20 protein-coding genes and 1 tRNA gene are annotated in these 25660 nt (G+C 55.4%); all 21 read right to left on the bottom strand.

Annotated elements, in window-relative coordinates; all coding sequences use genetic code 11:
- Positions 1–925: 925 nt before the first annotated feature.
- Positions 926–1993 (bottom strand): type II secretion system protein, encoded by a 1068-nt coding sequence (locus tag VKV18_RS11135; protein ID WP_324204277.1) that lies wholly within the window; start codon positions 1991–1993, stop codon positions 926–928.
- Between the two features lie 92 nt (positions 1994–2085).
- Positions 2086–2856, bottom strand: a complete 771-nt coding sequence (locus VKV18_RS11130; protein WP_324204276.1) for a type II secretion system protein — start codon at positions 2854–2856, stop codon at positions 2086–2088.
- A gap of 86 nt (positions 2857–2942) precedes the next feature.
- On the bottom strand, positions 2943–4007 hold the full coding sequence (locus VKV18_RS11125; RefSeq protein WP_324204275.1) for a prepilin peptidase: 1065 nt from the start codon (positions 4005–4007) through the stop codon (positions 2943–2945).
- Between the two features lie 95 nt (positions 4008–4102).
- Positions 4103–5356, bottom strand: a complete 1254-nt coding sequence (locus tag VKV18_RS11120; protein WP_324204274.1) for a type II secretion system F family protein — start codon at positions 5354–5356, stop codon at positions 4103–4105.
- Between the two features lie 10 nt (positions 5357–5366).
- On the bottom strand, positions 5367–6632 hold the full coding sequence (locus VKV18_RS11115) for a type IV pilus twitching motility protein PilT (protein WP_324204273.1): 1266 nt from the start codon (positions 6630–6632) through the stop codon (positions 5367–5369).
- A gap of 111 nt (positions 6633–6743) precedes the next feature.
- The gene (locus tag VKV18_RS11110) at positions 6744–8507 is read right to left on the bottom strand and encodes a GspE/PulE family protein (RefSeq protein WP_324204272.1); all 1764 of its coding nucleotides are present in this window, start codon (positions 8505–8507) and stop codon (positions 6744–6746) included.
- A gap of 365 nt (positions 8508–8872) precedes the next feature.
- Complete coding sequence (locus VKV18_RS11105; RefSeq protein WP_324204271.1) at positions 8873–9748, bottom strand: shikimate dehydrogenase; 876 nt, start codon at positions 9746–9748, stop codon at positions 8873–8875.
- 6 nt (positions 9749–9754) lie between these two features.
- Positions 9755–10387 (bottom strand): YqeG family HAD IIIA-type phosphatase, encoded by a 633-nt coding sequence (locus tag VKV18_RS11100; protein WP_324204270.1) that lies wholly within the window; start codon positions 10385–10387, stop codon positions 9755–9757.
- Positions 10388–10598: 211 nt separating this feature from the next.
- The gene (ruvX, locus tag VKV18_RS11095; protein WP_324204269.1) at positions 10599–11048 is read right to left on the bottom strand and encodes a Holliday junction resolvase RuvX; all 450 of its coding nucleotides are present in this window, start codon (positions 11046–11048) and stop codon (positions 10599–10601) included.
- A 152-nt stretch (positions 11049–11200) separates the two neighbouring features.
- Positions 11201–11273: transfer RNA gene (locus VKV18_RS11090), tRNA-Asn, on the bottom strand.
- A 128-nt stretch (positions 11274–11401) separates the two neighbouring features.
- Complete coding sequence (locus tag VKV18_RS11085) at positions 11402–14875, bottom strand: SLBB domain-containing protein (protein WP_324204268.1); 3474 nt, start codon at positions 14873–14875, stop codon at positions 11402–11404.
- A 28-nt stretch (positions 14876–14903) separates the two neighbouring features.
- Positions 14904–16043: a peptidylprolyl isomerase gene (locus VKV18_RS11080; RefSeq protein ID WP_324204267.1), complete on the bottom strand. Its 1140-nt coding sequence runs from the start codon at positions 16041–16043 to the stop codon at positions 14904–14906.
- A 31-nt stretch (positions 16044–16074) separates the two neighbouring features.
- Positions 16075–17220: an acetoin utilization protein AcuC gene (locus VKV18_RS11075; RefSeq protein ID WP_324204266.1), complete on the bottom strand. Its 1146-nt coding sequence runs from the start codon at positions 17218–17220 to the stop codon at positions 16075–16077.
- A gap of 117 nt (positions 17221–17337) precedes the next feature.
- Positions 17338–18618: a dihydrolipoamide acetyltransferase family protein gene (locus VKV18_RS11070; protein WP_324204265.1), complete on the bottom strand. Its 1281-nt coding sequence runs from the start codon at positions 18616–18618 to the stop codon at positions 17338–17340.
- 95 nt (positions 18619–18713) lie between these two features.
- Complete coding sequence (locus VKV18_RS11065; RefSeq protein ID WP_324204264.1) at positions 18714–19691, bottom strand: pyruvate dehydrogenase complex E1 component subunit beta; 978 nt, start codon at positions 19689–19691, stop codon at positions 18714–18716.
- Positions 19692–19728: 37 nt separating this feature from the next.
- Positions 19729–20739, bottom strand: coding sequence for a pyruvate dehydrogenase (acetyl-transferring) E1 component subunit alpha (gene pdhA / locus VKV18_RS11060; protein WP_324204263.1), 1011 nt, complete (start codon positions 20737–20739; stop codon positions 19729–19731).
- 159 nt (positions 20740–20898) lie between these two features.
- The gene (gene ndk / locus VKV18_RS11055) at positions 20899–21315 is read right to left on the bottom strand and encodes a nucleoside-diphosphate kinase (protein ID WP_324204262.1); all 417 of its coding nucleotides are present in this window, start codon (positions 21313–21315) and stop codon (positions 20899–20901) included.
- Between the two features lie 92 nt (positions 21316–21407).
- The gene (locus tag VKV18_RS11050) at positions 21408–23327 is read right to left on the bottom strand and encodes a hypothetical protein (RefSeq protein ID WP_324204261.1); all 1920 of its coding nucleotides are present in this window, start codon (positions 23325–23327) and stop codon (positions 21408–21410) included.
- A gap of 5 nt (positions 23328–23332) precedes the next feature.
- Complete coding sequence (locus VKV18_RS11045) at positions 23333–23839, bottom strand: anti-sigma factor (RefSeq protein ID WP_324204260.1); 507 nt, start codon at positions 23837–23839, stop codon at positions 23333–23335.
- On the bottom strand, positions 23832–24446 hold the full coding sequence (locus tag VKV18_RS11040; protein ID WP_324204259.1) for an RNA polymerase sigma factor: 615 nt from the start codon (positions 24444–24446) through the stop codon (positions 23832–23834). The genes VKV18_RS11045 and VKV18_RS11040 overlap by 8 nt, the downstream gene beginning before the upstream one ends.
- 293 nt (positions 24447–24739) lie before the next feature.
- A partial coding sequence (locus VKV18_RS11035; RefSeq protein WP_324204258.1) for a S1C family serine protease occupies positions 24740–25660 on the bottom strand: 921 nt, incomplete at its 5' end.

The following is a 25660-nucleotide window of genomic DNA, read 5'->3' as shown; positions in this document are numbered from 1 at the left end:
GCGTGCTTTGCAAAACTGCCTCTAGAACCGCGAGATTGGCAGTCTCTGCAGCCCCACCCCCGCCCCTCAGAACTGGTGGGACTGGAACTTAAGATTTCTCGCCTTCGGCTCGAAATGACAAGCGTCTTTCGGCTCGAAATGACTGTTGTATCGCTGGCTCCTCAGCCCCCACCCCCACTCCCCTCAAGGCCGATACAGGGGTCCCCAGAAAATCGAAAGATTTTCTGGGGTAGGGCGCCCTCCCCCTCCCCCTATCAGGGAGAGGGGAGACCAGTAAGCTTATTGGCAGTTTTCTATGATAACCTTCCCTTCGGAAACTCAACATAACCGCCCCCTTTCTCCCGAATCGGGGGAAAGGATGGGATAGGGGGCGGACAAGGCAATCTTGCTCCGCGAACTTGCTCTAGAGCCGTGAAGGAATTGAAACTTAAGATTTCTCGCCTTCGGCTCGAAATGACAAGCGTCTTTCAGCTCGAAATGACAGTCGTATCACCGGTTCTACAGCCCCCACCCCCACTCCCCTCCCCCTATCAGGGAGAGGGGAGACCAGTAAGTTTATTGGCAGTTTTCTATGATAACCTTCCCTTCGGAAACTAACCACAACCGCCCCCTTTCTCCCGAATCGGGGGAAAGGATGGGATAGGGGGCGAACAAAACCGGCTTGCTGTGCAGATTGCCTCTAGAACCGCGAGATTGGCAGTCTCTGCAGCCCCACACCACCCCGCAGAACTGGTGGGAATGGAACTTAAGATTTCTCGCCTTCGGCTCGAAATGACAAGCGTCTTTCGGCTCGAAATGACAGTTGTTTATCTCGTCTCCGGCTCGACAGGACAATTGTCAGCCCTGCGCCTATCAGAGATAGGGGCGACCCATTGGGTCGCCCCTAACACAAACTCAAAGCAGCGTGGCGAGCCTCGAAAACAGTTTAGTGGTAGTTGAGAGGCAGTTCGTTTACCGCCTGCTGCACGCTCATCTTTCGTGCTGTGCCGGAAAGCAACAGCACGATAACGTTTCCGGAATGCGCCACGGCAGCATGATAGGTGTCCCATGTGATGACGGTGGTCTCCGGCGATGGGTTTTTGTATTTCAGCTGATTGCTCAACACCACCGGTGGGTTGGATGGTAAACCATATACCGGTACCTGCGCAGTGGTATCGCATCCATTTTTCTGGTTATAGAGCTGATGGGTCCAGTCCAAAGCATAATGGTACTCGTACAGCGGGTTCCCATTGGAATCGTGTATCCAGTTCCCATTGCTATCCAGCATGGGACCGATGTCCATACTATCCATCACATAGAACGTTTTAGCTTGTTGCACATAAGACCTGTTCGGATAGTTCACATCATCTGAGCTGCGTGGCGGAGGTAGATCGATGTCTGAGTAGGTAGGGCAGGCAGGCGGTGGATTGGTGTTGTTATTTCCTTGTACCCAAGTAACCGGAACTAGTTGGCCATTCGTTAGGGTGAGTGGCCAGTAGGCAATACTTCCCTGCTTTTGATCGGTTGACGGGTTATCGGGACACAGAAAAGCGTTCATTTCTTTTAGTTTGTTAGGATAAAGGTAGGCGCCAATACCTGTTGGCTGAAAATACTCGGTCGCCTGACCCATCGGAACACGTTCAAAACAGGTGCCTTTGCTGGGATCATGGTTGTCTGGTTTACTCAGTTCCTCCTCAAACGCGGGTTCATCCTGCGGCATTCCGGCCGGAGGAGTTGTACAACTTGAACTGCCTGAACCGCCTGAGCTCAGAAAGATCTTTATCTCCGCATAACCAAAAAGAGCCGGAGGATAGGTGCCCTCATCCTCATGATAGAGCCGAACGGCCTCATACACGTCGTGCATGTTGCCCATTGTGGTCGCCTGACGTGCCTGCTCCCGAGCAATGGAAAATACCGGAAGCAGAATAGCGGCAAGCACGGCAATGATGGCTATCACCGTAAGAAGCTCTACTAATGTAAACGCTCGTCTGTTTCTATGCGACGTTGCAGGCATTTTTCATCCCCCATTCAGCTGCCTATGTGCGTTGGAACGCTTCATAGCGGCTTTTTGTAGTTTCTATTGGACTCACCATGATAATGACGTAGTTACTGGGCAAATTTGAGCGGTCCTTTTTGAGCAAAAGTTTTTGCATCTACCGCCTTGGCCGTACCGTTCAGCAGGATCACAAGCGTTTTATCGGCCCCGTTAACCGCGGCATGATAGGTGCACCAGGTAATAACGGTTTGGGATGGGTTCGCCGTCTCGGCATACTTGAGTTGATTTGGGGCATCCCCAGGCCCCGATGCGCCCGTCCAGTCCAAACTGTAGTGCAGTTCGTAAACATAGCCACCTGCGTTACGCACAGGATTGCCGTTACTATCCAACTGCGGGCCGATATCGTAGGAATCGAACGGATAGTAGGAGGCATTCTGCCCTACCGGCAGGGTCACGGCGTTTCCGGCATTGTGCTGCATAAGTGGCGTGTAGACAACCGGCTGGTTCGCCAGTGTCGAACTGGCCGTCGCAGGATATACCACTTGGTTCACGGTAAGGGTTTGGTTGTTGGTGGGGTTGTCGGGACAGGAGAAAGTCGCGTCACTGTTGAGGAGCTTGGCGCCGAACAGAGGTTTATAGCCGGATATACCGGCAAACTGCCATAATACCGGTGGATAGGAGTGATTGTCCGTTTCATAAAGTTTGAGGGCCACATAGATATCGTGCAGGTTGGACATGCAGGTCGACTCGCGCGCCTGCTCCCTCGCCCTGCTGATAACAGGAAACAGAATGGCTGCAAGTATAGCGATAATTGCTATAACTACAAGCATCTCGATCAGCGTGAAGGCCGAACGATTTTTGTGAACAGACGGCACGAACATGGCACGAAGCTCCTCTAAAAACTCCCTCTACAGAAGTATAGCACGTCTCTGTTGAAGTTTGACGACACTTGCCTTTTTTTGGTTCCTTATCGAGGAAACGCATAGGCGAGATAGGCATCGGTGAGCGCATTGCCCCAAAAAATCGCTAAGAAGAAACCGATCACCAGGAAAGGCCCGAAAGGAATGGCGGTTGGTGCAGGCACCCAATCTCCGGTTGCAATGTGTTCGTAATGAACTTTCTCGCCTCTCCATCGTTTCCAGAGATCGCGCAGATACGCCCAGAGATCCCCCAGAAGAAGGCACCAAACCACAGCCCAAATTTCATGAAGCAGATACTCTGCCGGGCTTACAGGTTCGCCCTCCTGGTCTCCTTCAGGCGGAGTGGGCGTCACAGAGGGTTGTGGCGATCGGCGCCTCCGAAGATAGATTAAAACAGGCCCTACAATCAGTCCGGATAGGGACGACAGCACTACCCACACCGGCAGCAGACGCAGCGGGTTCTCGCCCCGTGCCACCTGCAGGGCCAGCATGGCGCCCATTCCGCGCGCTAACAGCACATCTCCCAATCCCATGGCCTCGATGCCTTTCCACAGCCAGCCCAAAATGCGAATGATTCCGAAGATAAGCGCCCCGATAACGGCCCCCCATATCGAAACCGGTAGCCATCCCCCTACAAACGGATGGATGGGAATATGGCGCCCCCATTCGATAAGCTCCAGCCCCACCGGAATACAGAACAGAAGGATGTTCAGTGTATCCGGTATGGTGAAGGTTTCCAGGTCTATAAAAAAAACCGGTATCAGCACGGCCGTATACGCCAGCAAGGCGAGGCAGAAAAGCGCACCGATCTCCACAAAGCGCAGCACGATGATGACGAAGAGAACACCGGTTAGCAGCTCCACCCCGAAATAGCGCCAGGCGATGGGTTTTCCACAGTAGCGACATCGGCAACGCAGCAACAGAAAGCTTAGCAGCGGCACGAGGTCTATGGCGTTTAAGCGATGCCCGCAATTCGGGCATATGGAAAACCGAGGTTCCAAAAGAGATAGTCCTTTTGGAAGCCGATAGATAACCGCGTTTAGGAAACTTCCTATCGTGATGCCAAAAAGAAAGGCCACAGCTCCCAGAAACCAGCGGGGCACAAGGATCATAGTATTTTCTACTTCAGAAGTTGGCTACAGCCAGGCTCCCCTTAGGGGGGCCTGGCCGGTTCAAACGGAGCGTGAACAAGGCAGTTGGGCGGGCTTTATTCTTCTCCTGCACCCGCGCCACCGCCGCCACCACCGCCGCTCAGGTTGGATACCACCTGAATCAGCGGCATGAAGAGCGCGATAACGATGAAACCTACGCAGAACCCCAGGAACACGATCATTATCGGCTCGATGGCCGCCGTGAGCGATTGCAACTGTGCATCCACTTCACCCTCGTAGAAATCGGCCACCTTCGTAAGCATATGATCGAGTGAACCCGATTCCTCACCGATGGAGATCATGTGGACGACCATTGGCGGGAAGAGCCGGCTCTTCTCCAGGGGGTCTTTAATGCGTTCGCCTTCACGAATGCGGGCACGTGCTGCCATAATGGCATCGCTCACAATGACGTTGCCCACCGCACCGGCCACCGTCTCCATCGCCTGCAGAATGGGCACGCCGGCGGAGAGCAGCGTGGAAAGCGTGCGGGCAAACCGTGCCAAAGTGACCTTGTGGATCAACTTGCTGAAGACGGGTATCCAGGAGATTTTGAAGCGGTCAATGAACCTTCGGCCCGGGCGGGTACGGCCTAGCATCTTGATGGAAAACCACACGAGGAAGATGATAAGCAGCCCGATGTAGCATTCGCTCTTCAGGAAGTTGCTGAAGTCCACCAGAACCTGTGTCATCCAGGGCAGCTCTTTCACGCCCAGGTCTTTGAACAGGTCTATGAACTTCGGCACGATGAAGGTGGTTAAGCCCAACACAATGAGCACCGCCACGATCACCACGATGGTTGGGTAGGTAAGAGCCGATTTCACCTTGCGCCGCAGCTCCATATCCTTTTCGAGGAAGTGAGCGAGACGTTGAAGCGACTCTTCAAGGACACCGCCGACCTCTCCAGCTCGGATAAGCCCGATGAAGAGGTTATTGAACACGGCAGGGTACTTCGCCATGGCCTTTGAGAGCGTGGAACCGCCCTCCACCTCTACCTGAATCTCTTTGATGATGCGGCGAAGCTTGGGGTTTTGGGTCTGCTCCCCCAACACATCGAGCGTACGCACCAGCGAGACGCCCGCGTCAATCATGGTAGAGAACTGCCGACAGAAGATGGCAACATCGCGCAGCTTTACCCGACCGAAGCCGGTGCCGGAGGTCGTCCCTCGCGCCTTGCCGGTCTTCTTTATGGTGGTGACGCGGAAGCCCTGCTCTTGGAGGCGTCGAGTAAGTATCTCTTCGCTTTCGGCTTCCGACGTCCCCGTGCGCACGTTGCCTGTGGCATCGCTTACGGTGTACTGAAAGATAGGCATGGACAGCCTCCTAGTATCGGTTCATACCGCCCTGGCCGCCGGGCTGGCCCCCTTGCGGCATGGTGACGGTACGGATCATCTTTTCGAGTTCGGTTGGGTTCATTGCGCGCGACATGGCCTCCTCGAGCGTAATGATGCCGCGCAGATAGAGGTCGCGCAACGCTTGATCCATGGTCTGCATACCAAGGCTTCCACTGGTCTGGATCATCGAGGTGATCTGGTGGGCCTTGTTTTCACGGATGAGATTGCGAATGGCCGGGCTAGCCCGCATGATCTCCATGGCGCATACACGACCGGGCTGGCCGGCCCGCGGAAGCAACTGCTGACAGAGAATGGCCTGAAGGTTGTTAGAGAGCTGCAGGCGCACCTGCTCCTGCTGGCCTGGCGGGAACGAGTCGACGATGCGCTCCACCGAAGTGGCTGCCGAGTTCGTGTGCAAGGTTGCAAACACCAGGTGCCCCGTTTCGGCAGCGGAGACCGCCATCTGCATGGTTTCTAGGTCGCGCATCTCTCCGACGAGGATTACATCGGGGTCTTCACGCAGGGCGGCACGCAGAGCCTTACTGAACTGACGTGTGTCCTGCCCCACCTCGCGCTGGTTGATAATGCTGAACTTATGCGTATGCAGGTACTCGATGGGGTCTTCGATGGTGATGATATGGCGGCTCTGTTCCGAGTTAATGCGGTCAATCATGGCCGCAAGCGTGGTGGATTTTCCGGAACCGGTAGGCCCTGTTACCAGCACCAGCCCGCGGGGCAGGCGGGTTAGCTCGATAAGCACGGACGGAAGTCCGAGCTGTTCGATGGTGGGGATTTTTTGCGGAATTTGGCGGAAGGCGCTCGCCACATTCCCCTTATCTCGAAACACGTTTACGCGGAAACGGGCAGAGCGCGCCATCTGATACGAAAAGTCGAGTTCGAGGTCGGTCTCGAAGCGCTGTATCTGCTCGTCGGTGAGGATTTCGTAGACGAGGCGCTGCGAGTCGCGCGGAGTCACCTTTTCAAAGGGCAGCGGCTGCAGAGCGCCATCAATGCGCACGACCGGAGGAATGCCCACAGCCAGATGCAGGTCGGAGGCGCCCTTTTCCACGACGATTCGCAGAAGGTCGTCTATATGGGCGTCATCGAGCGGTGCAGGGCGTGCGCTTGTTACCTGCACCGCCTGAGGCGGAGGGCTTACCGGTGGCGGGGGCGTTCCTCCGGTTTGCGGAGCGCCCATCAGTGGGTTGGCCACCGGTGGCGTCCCTTGTTGGGGTGGACGATTAGGCGGATTCATGTTTGACACTTCCGTAAAACCCTTTCAGAATTCAAAAGAGTGCTTTTTCAGAGAGCGCTGTCAGAATAGCGCGCTCTCTAAATAGTATACGCACCAAATCTTCCAGAAGGCTCAATAACCTGCCGTGAAGACCGTACGCATCACCTCTTCAGGGGTAGTAATGCCCTGGAGCACCTTCGCCAACCCATCCTCACGCAACTCCATCATGCCGTTGGCCTTTGCAGCCTCCTTTAGGTCGGCCAAAGGGGCGCGGCGCACGATCATTTCAGCGATCTCGGCATTGACACGCATCAACTCGTAGATGCCGATACGCCCTCGATAGCCGGTATGGCGGCAGGCCTCACACCCACGCCCTCGCGCCAACTGCACGGTTTGGGCCGGGTCTTCTACCTTAAAGCCAAACTTCCTCAGGTCGGATGCCGGCGCCTCATAGAACTCTTTGCACTCGTTGCAGATGCGCCGTGCGAGACGCTGTGCCAGAACCCCTATCACCGTCGCCGAGATAAGGAAGGGTTCCACGCCCATGTCAATAAGACGGATGGTGGCCGATGGCGCATCGTTGGTGTGCAGCGTGGAGAGAACGAGGTGACCGGTAAGAGCGGCCTCAATGGCGATCTCTGCGGTTTCGAGGTCGCGCATCTCTCCTACCATGATGATGTCGGGGTCTTGGCGGAGGAAGGCGCGCAGGGCTGTGGCAAACGTAAGCCCAGCCTTTCGGTTAACCTGCACCTGCGTAACGCCGCTAAGCACGTACTCTACTGGGTCTTCAATCGTTAGGATGTTCTTCTCCACCGTGTTCAATTTGTTCAGCAGGGAGTACTGGGTGGTGGTTTTCCCGTGTCCGGTAGGTCCTGTGGAGAGGATCATACCGTTAGGCTGCGAGGCAAGCTCCTCGAGTTGTGCCTGCACCTCCGGCAGAAAGCCGAGTTTGTTGAGACCGATCATCACGCTGTTTTTGTCGAGGATGCGCATGACGATCTTCTCCCCGTGCAGGTTGGGCAAGCAGGAGACGCGCAGGTCGTACTCTTTGCCCTGATAGCGTGTGGCGATACGACCGTCCTGCGGCACGCGTCGTTCGGCGATGTTCATTTCAGCCAAAATCTTGTAGCGGGCCACGAGAGGAAGCTTGAGATAGGCGGGCATCTGCATGATCTCGTGGAGCACGCCATCAATGCGGTAACGCACGCGAATTCCACGGCGATCTGGCTCAATATGAATATCGGAGGCACGCTCTTTGATGGCCTGTTGCAAGATGGTGGCCGCAAGGCGAACAATAGGTGCTTGATCCACCAGTTCCCGCAAGTCCGATTCCTCATCCACCTCTTTAGCGGCATCGCCACGGGCGCCGTATTCGGCCATCGCCTGCGCCATGGCGGAACGCGCATCCGAATCGACGAGCTCCGTGCTCGGCTTGGCGCCATCCGAGCCGGCATTGGCCGACACACCTCCTCCGTAATAGGTGGTAAGCGCCTGCTCTATCTGGTCGGGCACGGCCAGAACCGGCCGTATCTGGCACCGTGAGACCATACGAAGTGTATCTTGCACTTCGAGGTTGTTCACGTCGCCCATAGCCACATAGAGCACCTGACCATCCTTTTTCACCGGCAGAACATTGTGGGCCTTGGCCACATGGTCGGGCACCACGTTAATTGCGCTCGGATCCGGCTTGTAGGTGGTGAGGTTAACGAAAGCGACTCCCATCTCCTGGGCTTTTGCCTCGTAGACGTGTACGGGGTTAATGCCCATCTCGATGAGAATGCGTGCAAGGTCTTGCTTGGTTGTTTGCTGGATTTTTCGAGCCTCTTCTATTTGGCTCTGGGAGGCGTAGCCCTTTTCCAGCATATAGTCGCCCATACTTTTGCGTGCCATTACCATGGTAGTTATCTCCACCCTATGCGAGTTCGTGTTGGTTTCTCTCTGTCTTCAGCTTGCTGCGACGAACGCAGCCACCACAGAACCGCGCTTGCGTTTACTGCTGTCAAACGCTGCACCGATTATATCACAAGCTTTCTGTGAGTGCAAGCACTTTTTTTGTGCTGCTCGAAGGCTCCCCTTCGGCAGAAACGGTCTCATGATAAACGAATGATGAGTGCTTTTGGATAACCGCCTCCGCCACCACGCATTTTTGCTAACACAGGCCAAAAAGACACGCAGACCTTGCTAACTATATAGAACACCTTTGTAGTCTTTTTTGTTCCCTCCCATTACGCGGAACATCGGTTCTATTTTCGGCTACGTCTCTAGACTCCCTGTAGTTTACCTCTTACGGCCGCTTCCATCGTCGCCACCGGTGGGCTTTGCCCTACCCATCTTTCAAAAGCCGCAGCGCCTTGCCACACCAACATCTGCACACCGTCTATGGTTGCGCAACCGCGCGCTCGCGCTGCCTTCAAAAGGCGCGTCTCCATAGGATTATAGACGAGATCGTACACCAAACAATTCGGTTGAAGCCACTCCGGCGGTATCGGCGGCTCCGCCTCATGATGGGGATACATCCCCACACTCGTTGAGTTTACCAGAAGTTGGGCCTCTTCCATCACCGCATGCAGGTGCGACCGGCAGTCTAAGCTTATGGCCTCTACCTCAAAAAGCAAAGGGCAGCGCGCCCGTAACCATTCCCCAAGCTGTTCGGCACGCTCCGGCGTGCGGTTTGCAATTGTCAATTTCTTAACGCCTTTTCGAGCCAACGTGTAGGCCACCGCCCGTGCTGCTCCTCCGGCCCCCACCAACAGCGCATTTTTGCCATTAACCTCGTAGTGGCGCTCTTGCAAAGGGCGAAAAAAACCCTCCCCGTCGGTGTTATCCCCTAAAAGCCCCTCCGGCAAGCAGTGCACCGTGTTGATCGCCCCAATAGCCTCCGCTATCGGAGTGAGTTTGTGCATATATTCCATAGCCCGCTCTTTATGGGGAATCGTTAGGTTTACCCCCACAATCCCTAAGGCGGGCAGCGCCTCAAGCGCCTTTCGTAGCCCATCCGGAGGCACTGGAAACGGCACGTAGACCCACGAAAGCCCTAAAGCGGCAAAGGCGGCATTGTGCATGGCCGGCGACAAGCTGTGTTCTATCGGCCAACCGAACACCCCTACCACGCGTGTTTTTCCACTTATCTCCTGCATGAAGCCCTAAAGCCGTGCCTCCTTTAAATGCCCCCTACGCCGAAAGTACCATAAAAGGAGCCGCTCCGGCGGACGACTTACAAAACGCGTGTAGAGAAACTCATGCGGATGTAACGGTTGCACCATTATAGTGTATAACCCCATGCGATTGCCACCGAAAATGTCCGTAAACATCTGATCGCCGATGATCACCGTCTCCGCAGGCGAGGTGCCAAGCGCCTCTAAAGCGCGTCGGAACCCGCTTCGCGAAGGCTTCCTTGCCCATCCCACCGCCTCAATGCCAAAACGGCGGGCAATACGCTGCGACCGCCCCGTGCGCAAGGAGTTGGAGAGCAGGCAGATGCGAATACCGAGTTGCTTTAGCCCCTCAATCCAATTCGCCATCTCGGCCTCGATCTCCTCTTTTTGCCACCGAACCAACGTATTATCTAAATCCAAAATAACCCCTTTAAACCCGCGCTCCCATAGCTCCTGAGGGGCGATATCGAGAACGGAACGCACATAACGATGGGGACAAAATCGTAAAATCCCTCTCCGTTCCCCTCCCTTCCTACTTGCATCCAACGACTTCCGTGGGGTTCCCTCGGAACGCCCATCCTCTTGCTGCATACGCTCTCTACTCTCGCCAGATAGTGCCATCTCAAACACTCATCACGAGGGGCGCGTTGCTTTGCCTCAAGCAAGATGCCCTATGCCCATACCACTTATTGTACACGATCCGACGACCAAGAGGGCGAAGGGAGTGCGCAACAGGTGCCTAAATACCATGTTGCTAAACCCCAACATGATTCGACAAAAACTGCGTTAACAGGGCATTCTCTATATGGTCGGCTCGTTGCATGCTTCTTAATCACAGTGATTCCGGCTTGAACGGCTCTTTTTCTCTGTTCTGCCGACGGTCTAGATAGGTCTGCAAAATCAAACTGGCTGCATTCGCATCTATGACCTCTTTTCGGCGTTGTGGGTCTGTCTCCAAAGCACGCAGAGCCTTCTCCGCCTCCACCGTGGTGAGACGTTCATCAAAAACCTCTATGGGAATACGCACATTTCTACGCAAAATGGCAATAAACGCCTCCACTTTCTGGGCTTGAACGCCTTTTTGCCCGTCTAACTGTAGGGGCATTCCCACCACGATCCGCCCGATCTTCTCCGCCTCTATCAGCTCACGAAGGGCTGCCATATCGCGTCGCCATCCCTCCTGGCGAACAATGGTTTTCAGCGGAAAAGCCCAACGCCCCTCCTCATCACTTATGGCAACCCCTATCGTTTTTTCTCCAACGTCGAGTCCTAATATTTTCATGCTTGCACCTTGACTCTCACAAAATGGTGTTGTTGGATTACAGTCTAGTTGGTCTACTTGCCCCCTGTAGTGCGTAATATCCGGCCCCGCGTCTGCTCTACAAAGCAAAAAGGTAGAACTTCAGTTGAAGTTCTACCTTGTCACCTTTGGAACTCCCCGCGATGGACTCGAACCATCAACCCTTCGGTTAACAGCCGAATGCTCTGCCGATTGAGCTAGCGGGGAATAGAGAGCTTTTCCGAAAAGCCTCTACTATTTTGGCACGACAGCTCGCTCCTTGTCAAGAGATTCTTCGGTATCTTCGCCTTCAAACTGGAGCCTAGCCTCACTTTTTACGGAACGGCGCGACCGCCTTACAAGCCCACCAGCCCGGTGGCGATGCGGAAAATGATGGCGCTGGTGGTAAGGGCGCGGAAGAAGTCCTCAATGTTGTTTCCTCCCCCCGAAAGTTTGGCGGCAAGCACCTTCGTAGGAACAAAGATCAGATCGCCAGGCTCTAAAGAGCGCACTTTATAGCCTGGCGTGAGACCACCCCCTGCATGAATCACCACGATATGGTCTAAAGCCGCATCCGGAGCATAACCGCCTGCTTGATTGACGTAGTAAGAAATTCCCTCTCCCTTACGATAGATCACCCCTCGCGGTTGAACAACGGCGCCAATAACCTGTACCGTTGTTGGTACGGTTGGAATGGTGAGTTGATCGCCGTCTGCCAAAAGCAGATCGTCGGGTCCCCCCGGATGTTTCAGCGCTTCTGGCAGGTTAATGGCGATGTTGCCGTTGGGCTGCAGGTCGGTTGGGCCAAGCTCCCGCGGTGGCGAGACCAGATCGCGCTTGGAAAGCTCCAAAGCCAATGTGGCCGCGGCCGAGCTAGTGGCGGCCTGCCCGTTGGTAGTGAGCGGCACGCTGCTTGTGGCCGCATTGCCCGCAGCCTTAATGCGCTCTAAGTCGGAAAGCGCTAGCTGTCGTTTGTAGTCACTTTGGTTATAGAGGTCGGAAAGGTCGCTAATGACGCGAGCAAGTTGTTTCTGCTCCGGCGAGGCCATCTCATCTGGGTTTCTGTTGAACTGGGCACCTTCGGGAAATGCCTCTTTTGTTAGCCCACCTGCCATGCGAACCAGATCGCTGATACGGGTCGTTTTGGTGATAATGTAGGGGCCCGGATGCTCCACCTGCCCTTGAATATAGGCCACCATCGGCTTTTCCTGATAATGCCCCACTCCAGGGACGGTCACCACATCCCCATCGCGCAACAGGGGGTCTTGATCGGGCACGCACTCTCCGTGGGGGCCTCGCGTAACCATCACGGTTTGGGTGGGGCTTTCGTTGCCGTTTACGAATTGACGCGCGTGGGCTATCACGATCTGGTTGCTGGCGTTTGGCAGTAGCCCGCCGGCGAGTCGCAGCAGATCGCTGAGATGCATATCCTCGCCCCTATCGTACTGACCGGGAGCGTTCACTAACCCTAAGATCACCACCTTATGTGCCGGCATATACTGCGCCTGCGCTTCGGTGTAGACGGCAACAACATCGTTATCGTGCACCGCAATGTTCTTCTTACTATCTCCCGCCTGTAGCTCATCTAGGGTGGCATAGTAGTAGCGCTTGCTTCCATCTCCATTTTGGCGCTCATCCACCACTAAGGCAGCATCAGGCAGAGGCCCACCGGCCTTCAGCAGCAGATCGCTGAGATGCATCCCTTCGCTATACTGATACACGCCTGGGCGCTGTACATCTCCGCGAACGGTTACCTTACGCTCCCCCATAAAGGCCGCTTGTTGGACGGTATAAATTTCCAGTTTATCCCACCGTTGCAAGGGAATATTGGCTGTGGGATCGCCCTCTAGAGCGGCGGCCAAATTGATGGGAATGTAGGTTGGAATGCCGCTTGGGTTCCATCGGTAGAGAGCGGCGCGTTGGAGGTAGGCCTCACTTAGAGGGCCACCGGCCATCTGCACCAGGTCGGCCACGCGCATTCCGGGGGTGAGCGCATAGGCGCTTGGCTGAGCGACAGCCCCCTCAATCCGTACCACGTTCTGAATGGTAGGCCGCAACTGCAGCACATTCACAATATCCCCATCATAAAGGCGAAAATGCGCAACGGCAGAGCTATCTGCGAGGTCCACCGTGTGAATCACCCTCGCCTTTCCTGGCTGCACCGTAATCACCTGCACCGCGTGGCTAACTCCGGCAGCGCGAACCCCCCCGGCAAGGTGTAGGAGATCGGCCAACGTCTCCCCTTGCTTCAACTCATAACAAGCCGGTGAGCGCACCTCTCCCATAGCATAGACTCGTTCGTCGGTGCCGGGCACGAAGATGACATCGCCCGGTTGAAGCGGAATATCGAAGCGAGAGGTTCCTCCCTTGGCGGGTAGATCGGCCATGAGTTGATAGAGGTCCAGAGGCAAAACCTTATTGCCACGCCGCACCTCGATATCGCGAAACGAGCCATCCTTTGTGGGGCCGCCGGCAGCATACAGCACGTTAAAAGCGGTTGCCACCGCCGGCACAATGTAGGTGCCGGGCGCAAACACATGCCCCATCACGGTTACCGAAATAGTGCGCAATCGTGAGAGGCTGATAGAGACATCCACATTGCGATAGTAGCGGCTCAGATGAGCACGTAGGGCCTGCTCTGCCTGGGCCAACGTCATTCCTGCCACATTCACTCGCCCATCTTTACCTAAATCCAACTCCCCTTGCGGGCTTACCTGCAAGGTAAGAACGCGCGGCTCCATAGCCGGATTAGAGTAACGAACGACCACCACATCTCCACCAAAGAGCTGATAGTTCAAGGGAGGGGATGAGATGATATTGAACACCATCTGCTCGAGTGGGTCGGCCACTCCATTGTAGGCATTGATCGCGTTTTCTCCGGGCTGTTGCGTTGTGGGACTACCAGAAACGCCGCTAGGCACCGCATAAGGGCTGCCCAATGGTGGGTAAAGAGGGTTGCCATAGGGATAGCCCATCAGGGGAGGCATATTGGCGTAGGCGCCATAGGGATAGTTATAGGGGGCAGCATAGGGATATTGGCCCTCCATCCCCGAAGAGGGCGTTGGGTTCTGAGAGTTCTCGGAGGGTACGGCGGTTTGCCCTGTTGTGCCCGCTCCTAATGCTGCAGCGCCAAGAGGCCCTAAAGGCGGTTGCTGGGTGGAGGGCGCCCCCACAGCAGGTGGTACCATGGGCAGAGTAGGCTGGGTTAAAGTGGGCGCAGTGGTGGGAGGTTGTGACATTGGGTTGCCCAGCACCGTGCCGGTTGTATTCGAATTGCTGGTGGGCGGTGTTGAGGAGGTCGGAGACGTAGAAGAAGATGTTGCAGCCCCTCCAATAGTCATTTTGAGATAGGGATAGTACTGCATCAAAAAGGCGCGTCGGGCGAGAATGTATTCTCGTGCCGGCTCGAAAAAGTCGTAACCGAAGAGAGGGAGGTCTTCAGGTCGTTTAAAGGTGCGGGCATCTGGCGGATTCGGGCTAAAATCTCCGAAATCCTTTAGGCTCTGCTCTAGGGTCTGCTCCACCGCCTTGTTTGGCGTGCCGTTGAGGCTTTTGCCGCTGCTATCCGTCGGCTGCACCAGCGGATTAGCGGGCGGTGCAACAGGTGTTTGCTGCTGTTTTTGAAGGGCTTTCAAATCCTCCTCTTGCTTTTGGGGCGTTGGAGTAACGGTGGTACCCGAAGTCGAAGGCGGATTCTGATCGCCGTTCCCTTGTGCGTAGACGGGCAGGTTAGGGCTTTGGGATAGCACCCAAAGCCCTAAACCAAGGCCGCCTACCCAAGCGATGCGAACCCATGCAGATATTAGCGAACCTAAAGAACGACCTAGCATCTTCCGAGTCCCTCTCTAGCAGAGCATCTTAACGCCCGGCCTGCGGCGGCAAGCCCATAGGGGCCGGAGGTGGTTGTAGGTTGTTTTTCAAACCGGCCTTTTGAGATAGCTGCGTGATATACTCGTTCGCCTGTTGATTAAGCACTTGATCAAGCACCTGTTGGCGCTGATCGGCCGGAATCTGATCTCCGGTCTTTATCACTTCGATAAGGTGGTAGCCATACTGCGTATGTACCGGCTGGCTGATCTGCCCCGGTTTTAGGCTAAAAACCGCTGCATCGAAGGGAGCCACCATCTGCCCACGCATGAAGACGCCTAAATCACCCCCTCGGATTTTGGAGTTGGTGTCGTCGCTATATTTCTTGGCCGCATCCTCAAAACTGATCTTTTTAGCCAGAATCTGCGCGCGAATCTGTTCGGCTTTCGCCTTTGCATCGGCATCAGCCTTTTTATCGGCGGCCGAGGAGTTCGGTTGAATGTCGGGCGCTTTGATGAGGATATGACGCGCATCCACAAAATCGCCTGGCCCTATGGGGTGTCCAAGCTTCTTCTCAAGGTCTTTTTTCATCAACCCCTCGAGCAACAAGCGAAAACGCTCCGACACGCGTAGTTGATCGCGGCTGATATGGCGCTGGGCAAGAAACTGATCGTCTGTGAGATTGGCCGGAATGATCCCCTGCGTTCGCAACTGTTTGAGCTGCTGATCCAGCGCCTGATCGACCTCGGTAGGGGTAACGGTTACCCCCTCGGCAGCAGCCTCATGCTCCACCATCATGAGTTGCAAAATGGCATTTACCGCATTGTAGAGACTAGCCGGTGGGTTTTGTTTCAACTGTTGTAGCACCTCATCCTGTGTCAACGTAACCGACGTTTTAGGGCTGTCACCAAAGAGCTGATCGGCCACCGACGGGCCGATCACCTGGGCGACGGTACTCTCAAACTGTTGGGGAAAGTCCTTCCGAAACTGGGAAATAAAGTCGTCCCAGGTCAGGTTCTCACCAAAAACGCTACCCACAATTTGCGGCGCGCCCCCACTAGGGGCCGAACTGTTGGCCTGTTGGGATGCCCCGGCATTCGGCTGCGCTTGAGGCGCCGCCATAGCGCCTTGCCACATCATCGTTAAAGCTATTCCCAGTGCAGGGAATAGCACCCACTTTGCTTTGATCATGTTGATTTGAGATGCTCCTTCGCAAGCATTGTTAATTGATGCTGGATTTGCCTAGCCCATAGTAAGGAAAGAGAAGGCTTTTGACTTGTTGAACGGTTCTTTTAGCAAATGCCCATGCGGCCTGGCGCTCTGCGTCGGAGACTGCCGGCTTGATGGGGTCGGTAAGCTGCGGTATGCTTTCGTGATAGGCATAGCTCTGCGGGGTTGTGTCCGCTATCTCCTTGCCGATCAGCGTGGCCACCGCCAACGTCCACATGCGCGGAACGGTGGTTAAATTATAGCCGCCTCCCCCCACGGCGACAATGGGTTTGCCCAAAGCTTTTACATCCTTAACGGCCTCCAACCACCCTTGCGCGCTTAAACAGACATGCGCGAGCGGGTCGTAGGCGTGGGCGTCGGTTCCCATCTGCAGAAAGATGGCTTCGGGATGGTAGGCTTCTAGGATAGGAATCGCCACCTCGCGCCATGCCCAAAGCCACACCTCATCGGGCGTGTTTGGTGCCAACGGAATATTAACGCTTGTGCCCAATCCGGCCCCTTCTCCTATCTCCTCCGGAAAACCGGTGCCGGGAAAGAGCGTTCTTCCACTCTCATGGATCGAGAGGGTCAGAACGTTCGGATCACGATAAAACGATTCCTGCACCCCATCTCCATGATGGACATCAATGTCTACATACGCCACCCGCGAAAACCCACGAAGCAGGCGTCGTATTCCTACCGCACAGTCGTTTAACACACAAAAGCCAGAGGCACGACCGTAGTGTGCATGATGCAGCCCGCCCGACAAATTGAAGGCCACCGGCTGGCCATCTTGTGATTTTGCCTCGATCACGGCCTGTGCTGCCCCTATGGAGGCCCCCGTATAGCGCATAGAGGCGGTATAGATGCGGGGGAACAGAGGGTTATCGGGTGTATTTAGCCCATACCGGTACACATCGGGCACCGGTTCGCCCCTCTCCAAACGCTGTAGCACATCAAGATACTCCGCACTATGAGACAGACAGACCTCTTCATCGCTTGCAAGTTCCGGCTCAACCTTTTCCAAGGCCTCCTCAAAAAGACCATAACTCTCCAGAAGAGCGTAGGTCATTTCCAGCCGAATTGGCTTGAGAGGATGCCCCGGCCCCATATCGTATTCGAGAAGCTTCTCAGAGAAGAAGAAGCGCGCCGGTTTCATAACGGCATCCTGTTCCTTTACACGGCACCGAAGCCGTACTGCCTGTGCATTTTACCGGATTTTGCTTGCAAAGAGGTTCCCATTCTCTTACCGATGTGCGTTTCAGCTGGCGAATCTTTAGGAGAGCAACGATAGAGGCGCTTCCAACACCCGCTTCAGCTCCTGCAAAAATCGGGCGGCCACCACTCCATCGAGCACCCGATGGTCGGCGGAGAGGGTCACCTTCATGCGGGCACGTATGGCGATCTCGTCGGAATCGCCAACCACCACCGGCTCACGGAAAATGCCGCCCACCGCCAATATCGCAGCGTCGGGCGGGTTGATAATGGCGGTAAACTCATCCACGCCCATCATGCCGAGGTTGGAAATACTGAATGTGCTGCCGCTATACTCCTCCGGCTTCAGCTGGCCGCTGCGGGCTTTGGCGATTAGCTGCTTGGCTTCGGCGGATATCTGCCTTAACGTCTTTGCCTGACAATCGCGCACCACCGGCACGATCAGTCCCTCCTCGATGCCCACGGCGATCCCGATATGAATGGCCTCATGGCGAACGATGGTATTATTATCCGTCCATGAAGCGTTAACTTCGGGCACACGAGTAAGGGCTATAGCGCAGGCCTTAACGATGAGGTCATTAATGGTGATCTTATTTCCATCGCTTGCGTCCGCGTTAAGCTCCTGCAAAAGCGTCCGCGCCCGATCCATCTCGATGACCATAGTGACATAGAAATGGGGGATGTTCTGCTTGCTCTTGCGCGTGCGTTCGGCAATGGCGCGGCGCATACGGGATGGCTGTATCTCTTGTCCCGGAACGGTTGTGGGCACAGTTTCTGGCGCTCGCTCCACAGTGGGAGCGGTTGCCGGAGCCGTTGGTTTTGTTTGGGTTTGCAGAAAGGCACGTACATCGCGCTCAACGATGCGCCCATTTGGCCCGGTGCCTTTGATCTGATGCAAGTCTATGCCGTACTGCTTTGCAATGGAGCGCGCGAGGCCTGAGGCACGCACGCGCTCCTCCGACGAAGCGCTTGTTGTTCTCGTCGCTTGCGAGAGCGGAGTAGAGGTATTTATCGGCGTCTGGGCAGAGGAAAGCAGATTTTTGGATTCCTCGGTGGACGAGGTAACCGTTGCGCCGTTCGAGCGTTGCGAATCGGTTTTCTGGGCGGCCGGCTCCCCGACAATGGCAACGACCGTTCCAATAGGGACGGTCTCGCCTGGCTGCACCAAAATCTTTGTCAAGACCCCCTCCTCATACGACTCCAGAGGGACTCTTGCTTTATCCGTTTCGATCTCGGCGATGGCCTCCCCTTTGGCGACAGGCTCGCCCTCTTTCTTCAGCCAAGCGATGATCGTCCCCTCTTCCATGCCATCGCCCATTTTAGGCATGCGAACTTCTGCCATGAGTTCACCTCAACAGATAGAAAGGAGGCCATGCCTTTGGAAGCGTAGCCTCTTTTCGACCTTTCTGGAATGATAAAAATACTTTGTCTAGAGACCTAGGCGAGTGTGCGCCTCACCGCGGCTACAATCTCGTTCTCATTGGGAATGGCGGCCCGCTCCAAATTGCGCGCGTAAGGCATGGGCACGTCGGCCCCGGCCACGCGCTCGATGGGCGCATCCAGCTCGTCATAGCCCTGCTCGTAGAGCCGAGCCGCGATCTCCGCGCTGATAGACACATTGCGCCACTCATCGTGAACCACCACGGCACGATGGGTCTTTTTAATGGAACGCAACAAGGTATCCATGTCTAACGGCACGAGCGTACGGAGGTCAATGACCTCACAAGAGATGTTGTCTTTCTCTAATATCTCTGCTGCTTTGAGGCACAGATGAAGGCATCGCAGATAGGAGATCAGAGTTACATCGGAGCCTTCGCGCACAACCGAAGCGACCCCCAAAGGAATGGTGAAATCGGGGTCCTCCGGCACCTCACCGGCAAGCCCATACAGGCTGGCATGCTCCATAAAAATCACCGGGTTATCGTCTCGAATTGCGGCTTTCAGAAGGCCTTTCGCGTCGGCCGGTGTGGAGGGAACCACCACTTTGAAGCCGGGAGTGTGGGCATACCACGATTCAAGGCTTTGCGAATGTTGAGCAGACAGTTGCGTTCCTACCCCGGCCGGCCCACGAAAGACGACGGGGCAGTGGATTCGACCGCTAGACATATAGGTGATCTTCGCGGCATGATTCACCAGCTGGTCCATCGCTTCTAAAGCAAACGACCAAGTCATGAACTCGGCTACCGGCCGCAGCCCCACCATGGCTGCTCCGGTAGCGAGGCCGGCAATACCGATTTCGCTGATGGGTGTATCGAGCACACGGCGGGGGCCAAACCGTTGAAACAACCCTTCGGTTACCCGATAGGTTCCCTGATACTGCCCCACGTCCTCGCCGCAGATAAACACATTGGGGTCGCGCTCCATCTCCTCCGCAAGGGCGAGTCGCAGGGCCTGATTATAGCGCATACGAGCCATGGTCTAAAAAAGAACTCCTCCCTTTTGGTGTTGGCATCTACACATAGACATGATCGTAGAGGCTATCGAGAGGAGGTTCGGGGCTGTTTTCAGCAAAAGCAATGGCGTCGGCGACCTCGGCGCGGGCCTCTTGTTCGATCTGATCTAGCTCTTCCGCGGAGATAAGGCTGTGCTCTTGGAGATACTTCTGAAGCTGCAGGATCGGATCGCGCTCACGCCACTTTTGAACCTCTTCTTCGGTTCGGTAGAACATCCAACCTTTGGTGTTATCATCTCCAATGCCGTGCCCCACGAAGCGATAGCAGTCGGCCTGCAAAAAGTAGGCCTCTCCCGTTTGGCGGATGCGTTCAATGGCTCGGCGAGCGACCTCATGCATGGTCAGCACGTTCATGCCATCTACCCGCTCTCCCTCAATGCCGTGCGCCTTCGCCTTCAACACGAAGTCGGGCTGCCCGGTGGAGCGCTGCACCGAAGTTCCCATGGCGTACTGGTTATTTTCCAGCACATAAAGAATGGGGAGCTTGTAGAGACCCACCATATTCAAAGCCTCATGCACTCCCCCCTGGTTCATGGCCCCGTCGCCGAAATAGCAGACGCAGATGTTGTCGCCCCCTCTATATTTCAACGCGTAGCCAACCCCCAGAGAGATCGGCACCGGCCCTCCAACAATGCCGTCGCCGCCCAGGAAGCCGCGATCTGGATTGATCAGGTGCATCGAGCCTCCTTTTCCACCGGCACAGCCGGTGGCGCGCCCCAAAAGCTCCGCCATGATGGAGCGCATCTCGGTGCCACAGGCCAACGCATGGGCATGATCGCGATAGGTGCAGAGCACATAATCCCCAGGAAGACGCAGTTGGGGAATGACACCGGCTACAAGGGCCTCTTGACCATCGTAGCGATGAAGATAGCCCCCGATCTTGCCCTCGTGGAATTTCTGGTAGACCGACTCTTCCATCCGCCGGATACGGAGCATAAGACGATAGAGGTCAATAAGCTCATCGCGTGTTAGCTCGCCCCTCGCGGAGCGTTCGGCAATGGTTTTTGCCATGATGGTTCCTCTCTATCTAGCCTATTTCAACTTCTTGTGGAAGCACAGAATCTCTTCAAAGTAGGGAAGGTTCCTTCTACCCTACCTCTCAGATTATACCGCATTTCGCGCGAATACGGGAAATCTTTTTTACGCCGATTGCAAGATTTTTCGAAGCGCTTAGCGTAACAGCTCCTCCGGTCGAAACCAGAGTGCTATCTCCTTTTCCGCAGTCTCCACCGAATCGGAACCGTGTACGAGATTCGTGGTGATCTCTGTAGCAAAATCACCCCGTATGGTTCCCGGAGCGGCATCAAGCGGGTTTGTGGCACCGATAAGAGATCGGGCAAGGCGTACCGCATTAGGCCCTTCCCATACCATCGCGACTACCGGCCCGCTGGTAATGAAATTCACAAGGTCTTGAAAGAAGGGTCGCTCACGATGCACGGCGTAGTGATTCTCGGCAAGCTCGCGACTGGGCAACAGCAGCTTCATGCCGACCAGTCGTAGCCCCTTCTGCTCAAATCGCCGAACGATCTCACCCACAAGCCGTCGCTCCACACCGTCCGGCTTTACCATAATAAAAGTACGCTCCATACTCTCCTCATGTGGCCTACCGCCATTTAGAAAACCAAGTGCAGATTATAGCACTCTCACCCGCAAAATCGCAATATTTCCGCAAAAGTGCTCTATTCAGACAATGTATGCGTTAATACCCACTCTCTATCATTAATTGCAGCCTGTTGAATGGCCGCTGCGGTGCGGGCATCCTGCCTAATGGTAATCTGCAGCAGAGCGAGGTAGACAATCACCATAAGGGCTAGCGCAGGCCACAGCAGGTTGCGAACCACTTGAAAAGCCCCCTCTAAAGGCCTGTGCCTCAACAACAGACTTCTCGTTCCCCCCGACATGCAGACCACAAACGCAAACGACAGGCCAAGAAACCAACGTAGAAGCATCTGCGCCTGGTCTTCATGAGGCCCAACACTATCCAATCCCGACAACACGCGCGCCAAAGGGTGCATCTGCCCTATCTGCACATGAAGCCCACCCCACAAAGCTGCCGTTACCCCGAAGGCTAAAATAATACAAAGGGCGCTCGTTTTCCAAGAAGGCTCCGTTCTCGGTTCCTCCTTGTCAAAAAGACGACCAGATAGCCAGGACAAACCCACCAGCCATAACAGCACCCCACAGACAAGAACCCCTAATGCCCACCCCATCGAGGGTAGAAGGGAAAAGAGATAGAGCAAACCTATAAAAAGTATCGCAAGCGCCAGAAAGAGCAAAAGTGGTGCACGCGGAAACCGTTTTATCAGCAGCGACCCGGCACCGAGAATAAAAAAGCTGCCCAAAAGTCCCATCATCTGCTGCAGTGTAAGCACTCCCAACATCCAATCGGACAGCAGAGCCTTAAGAGGAATACCGGGCGGTACCCCATCATAGGGCGCCACGGAACGCGCAAGCCCCAGCGTCTGACGCAGTTTCAAACTTTTGATAACCTCATGCTCTAGCCAACGGGCCTCTGCCTCCTCTCCGCTACGACGTAACAGGGCTAGATAGCGCCGACCGTAAGGCTCCCATGTAGTTAACGAGTCGATCATCCCCTCTCCTTGCAAGGGTGTCTTATCTCCCGTGCTCGCAATGAGCACTAAATCGGTTCCCAAAAGGGCCTCGTAGGCCCACGGGGCCGTGTCGCGCAGTATCTCGCCCAAACGAGCTAGCGCATGATGCAGCCGGAACGCCTGAGATAGGTGCCCCACCGCTATATCCTGCTCGGCCTCATCATGCACATGAAAAGCCATGGCCCGCAAGGCCTGCAAATGCGGGAAAGAGAGTAGCGTAAGCGGCTCAAGCTTCTGTAAAGCCCCCTGATCGCCGAAAACCTGTGCATAGAGCCGCCATTCCCCTAACACCTGTTCATAAAGATGCGAGTCCCACTGAGAAGTAGAGATAACACGTTCCAACGCCCGCTCGCCTTGTGACTCCTGGTGATCGGAAAAGTAAAGCCAAGCGCGCATGGCCGGCCAAAAGGCGTTGTTCGGCTCTAGCTGTTCGCCTCTCTTCAAGGCCGCTTCGAGTATCGCTGCCCTTTGTGGTGCTACAGGAGAAAGCGTGTTGGGTCTGGAGGCGGGCACAGGGTTCATCGAAAGATCGGCAGCAACCACGTCGCTGCTCTCTTGCTGAAGCGCTACACGCACCAAAAGGGCGTACAACCCCGCCCTATTCGGATGTTTTTGTATAAGCCCTAAAAGCCGTGAGAGAGTGTTCGCTGAGAAGTTGGAAGCAGAAAGAGGATGATCTAGGCTTGCCGAAATGAACCCCATCTGCACGAGAACATCCGATGGCTCTGCATTCGCCACCCACTCTAGGCGGGCGGCGTCACTCGCCGATAGATGCATGGGCGCAACCAACCCGCTATATCCGGAGGTTAAGGAAGTCTCCCACTGGGCGACAAGTATGTTCCGAGTGAAAGGCAGAAGTGCCAGCCCGCCCAAAACCCCGATAACGATGCCGAAATACCAGCCTTTTACCGATCCCCACCCTTTGGGAGCGGTAAAAAGCGGCTTAGGCTGATGAGGCTCCCATGGCTGCGAATGCGTAGCTGGCATCGTGGCTATTGAGGGGTATACGTACGAACTTCGGGCGCTGAAGTCGAGTGCCACATGAGGGCTGCTCGCGGTGAAGAGGTGTTTAAAGGTAACGCCAGGGTGCCCGGCACAAAACGATGGCTCTTCGTGAGCTGTATATCTCCAGGCACTCCCCGAGAGGGCCGCGACAGATGAAGCGAAGATAGCAGCAAAATCCAGGTAACTGCTGCTGCGGCTACTGCACCAGCTGCAGCCTGAGCCAAAAAGACGATCACCGCCTTTCTCTGTTCCCACCAAGTAAGAGGCTGCGGTTGCGCTAGAGCCTGCAGAACGCGGTCATCTAACGAGGGGGAAACCCCACACCCATTCTCTTGTTGCAGGTACGCCCGCATCTGCTGGTAGGCCTCGTAGGCGTTGCGACAAGAGGCACATGTCTGAAGATGCGCAAACAACTCCTGACGCTTCGCAAACGGCAAAGCCCCATCCATCTCCAAAGAAAGCAGTCGGCGCCATCGCCGGCATGGATCAGACATTCTCTATCTCCTCCTGCAACGCGAGCCACTTCTGGCGAAACTGCTCTCTTGCGGCGCTTAAACGTGAGCGCACCGTGCCTACAGGAATGTCCAATACTTCAGCTATCTCTGCATACTCGAGACCCTCCACCTCTCGCAGAATGAGTGCGGCACGAATGGGCGGCGATAGCGAGTTGATGATCTGTTCGATAGCAAGCCGCTGATCGGTATCAACGCTCGGAGCAACGAGCGTTGAAAGAGCCTCCGCATCAAGAGAGGTCTCAAGCTTGGTGCTTTTACGCCGCATCCTATCTAAACACAGGTTCACAACGATGCGATAGAGCCATGCGTAAAAACTGACCTCACCACGAAACTGTCCGATCTGGCGAAACGCTTTTACAAACGCTTCCTGCGCTATATCCTCCGCTTCACGTGAACTGCGCAATACCTGAGCGGCCAAGCGTACAACCCGATCACGATACTTTTGCAGTATCCAGCGCACGGCGCGCTCATCTCCCTCCGCACAGCGCTGCAGCCAGTACAGCTCCTCGCGCTGCTCCGGGGTGGCCGTCGCTAGATCATTGGTAAGCGAAAGCGACCGCTTCCATCGTTGTAATCCTGTCTCCATAGCGAGTGACTCCTTATCCCTTCCTGAAGCCGCTGCCGAAGGCACGGCAGCAACCCGCGGACAATGACCGATACTCCGTTAGGGAAACCGCCCCTGATGGATGATGTTTTTTATTTGCCTGCTCGCGGGCACGAATGTGCACTATGCTTTTTGAACCGGTACGGATGATATAGTACCCTTAAATCGCGCTTGAATGAACATGTGTGCTTTTCTGTATTTTTTATGCTCGCTCCCTTCAGAATCTCCGCCCTCCCATTCCAGAATTGTGGCAGAACCGCGAATCTTTTACAGGGTTAGGGCTGTTGAGCCACCTGAACCTGAACCTGGGCGTACTGGTCGCCTCGATGCACCTCCAGAGTCACCGTGCTCCCCACCTTCAAACCCTGCGTAACCGCACGGAACTGGTCGCTATCCGTTATCGGTCGGCCATTGATGCGGGTAATAACATCGCCCGGCTCGATGCCGGCTTGGGCCGCCGGCCCATCACGGTACACGCCGGTAACGACAACACCTTTCACCGGTGGCAGCCCAAAACGTGTTGCTAAAGAAGGCGTATTGGTCTGCACTACCACACCAAGCCAAGGTCGTGGAACTTTGCCGTAGGCCTTAAGCTCTTCGGCAACTTGCAGGGCAGTATCAATGGGGATGGCAAAGCCGATGCCCTCAGCATGTTGGCGAACTAGCGTGTTGATGCCGATAACACGCCCCTCGATATCCACAAGGGGGCCGCCCGAATTGCCCGGGTTAATGGCAGCACTGTGCTGAATGAGGTGGGAGTAGATGCGTCCATCATCGGTTGCGATAGGGCGATCGAGCGCGCTGATCACCCCGTTGGTAACGGTGAACCGTAAGCCAAGTGGATTTCCGATGGCCACACAGATCTGCCCTGGCACCAAGCCCCTTACCGTTCCCAATTTGGCGGCCGGCAGGTTATGCCCATCAATCTTTACTAACGCCACATCGGTGGTATAGTCCGCCCCTACCAAATGCCCCTTGAATCGCCTTCCATCGGCCAAAGTCACCGTAATTGTGCGCCCGCTGTCGCTACGACCTACCACATGTTCATTGGTCAAAATGTAGCCATCCGGCGTGATGATCACCCCGGAACCTTCCCAATGGCTCTGCTCCACCTGCGGCTCAACGCCCATCATCTCGTCAAAGATGTCGGGTTCAACCCGCACGGTCTCTGAGGCATCAATATAGACCACCGAACG

It is taken from the genome of Chthonomonas sp. (assembly GCF_035294505.1).
GTDB lineage: Bacteria > Armatimonadota > Chthonomonadetes > Chthonomonadales > Chthonomonadaceae > Chthonomonas.
The sequence above is the reverse complement of the archived record's forward strand: the minus strand, read 5'-3'. Positions and strand labels throughout refer to the sequence as shown.

Bases quoted from the DNA above. Each gene is read 5' to 3' on its own strand.
- VKV18_RS11135 (WP_324204277.1), bottom strand. From the start codon at position 1,993: ATGCCTGCAACGTCGCATAGAAACAGACGAGCGTTTACATTAGTAGAG.
- VKV18_RS11130 (WP_324204276.1), bottom strand. From the start codon at position 2,856: ATGTTCGTGCCGTCTGTTCACAAAAATCGTTCGGCCTTCACGCTGATC.
- VKV18_RS11125 (WP_324204275.1), bottom strand. From the start codon at position 4,007: ATGATCCTTGTGCCCCGCTGGTTTCTGGGAGCTGTGGCCTTTCTTTTT.
- VKV18_RS11120 (WP_324204274.1), bottom strand. From the start codon at position 5,356: ATGCCTATCTTTCAGTACACCGTAAGCGATGCCACAGGCAACGTGCGC.
- VKV18_RS11115 (WP_324204273.1), bottom strand. From the start codon at position 6,632: ATGAATCCGCCTAATCGTCCACCCCAACAAGGGACGCCACCGGTGGCC.
- VKV18_RS11110 (WP_324204272.1), bottom strand. From the start codon at position 8,507: ATGGTAATGGCACGCAAAAGTATGGGCGACTATATGCTGGAAAAGGGC.
- VKV18_RS11105 (WP_324204271.1), bottom strand. From the start codon at position 9,748: ATGCAGGAGATAAGTGGAAAAACACGCGTGGTAGGGGTGTTCGGTTGG.
- VKV18_RS11100 (WP_324204270.1), bottom strand. From the start codon at position 10,387: ATGGCACTATCTGGCGAGAGTAGAGAGCGTATGCAGCAAGAGGATGGG.
- ruvX (WP_324204269.1), bottom strand. From the start codon at position 11,048: ATGAAAATATTAGGACTCGACGTTGGAGAAAAAACGATAGGGGTTGCC.
- VKV18_RS11085 (WP_324204268.1), bottom strand. From the start codon at position 14,875: ATGCTAGGTCGTTCTTTAGGTTCGCTAATATCTGCATGGGTTCGCATC.
- VKV18_RS11080 (WP_324204267.1), bottom strand. From the start codon at position 16,043: ATGATCAAAGCAAAGTGGGTGCTATTCCCTGCACTGGGAATAGCTTTA.
- VKV18_RS11075 (WP_324204266.1), bottom strand. From the start codon at position 17,220: ATGAAACCGGCGCGCTTCTTCTTCTCTGAGAAGCTTCTCGAATACGAT.
- VKV18_RS11070 (WP_324204265.1), bottom strand. From the start codon at position 18,618: ATGGCAGAAGTTCGCATGCCTAAAATGGGCGATGGCATGGAAGAGGGG.
- VKV18_RS11065 (WP_324204264.1), bottom strand. From the start codon at position 19,691: ATGGCTCGTATGCGCTATAATCAGGCCCTGCGACTCGCCCTTGCGGAG.
- pdhA (WP_324204263.1), bottom strand. From the start codon at position 20,739: ATGGCAAAAACCATTGCCGAACGCTCCGCGAGGGGCGAGCTAACACGC.
- ndk (WP_324204262.1), bottom strand. From the start codon at position 21,315: ATGGAGCGTACTTTTATTATGGTAAAGCCGGACGGTGTGGAGCGACGG.
- VKV18_RS11050 (WP_324204261.1), bottom strand. From the start codon at position 23,327: ATGCCAGCTACGCATTCGCAGCCATGGGAGCCTCATCAGCCTAAGCCG.
- VKV18_RS11045 (WP_324204260.1), bottom strand. From the start codon at position 23,839: ATGTCTGATCCATGCCGGCGATGGCGCCGACTGCTTTCTTTGGAGATG.
- VKV18_RS11040 (WP_324204259.1), bottom strand. From the start codon at position 24,446: ATGGAGACAGGATTACAACGATGGAAGCGGTCGCTTTCGCTTACCAAT.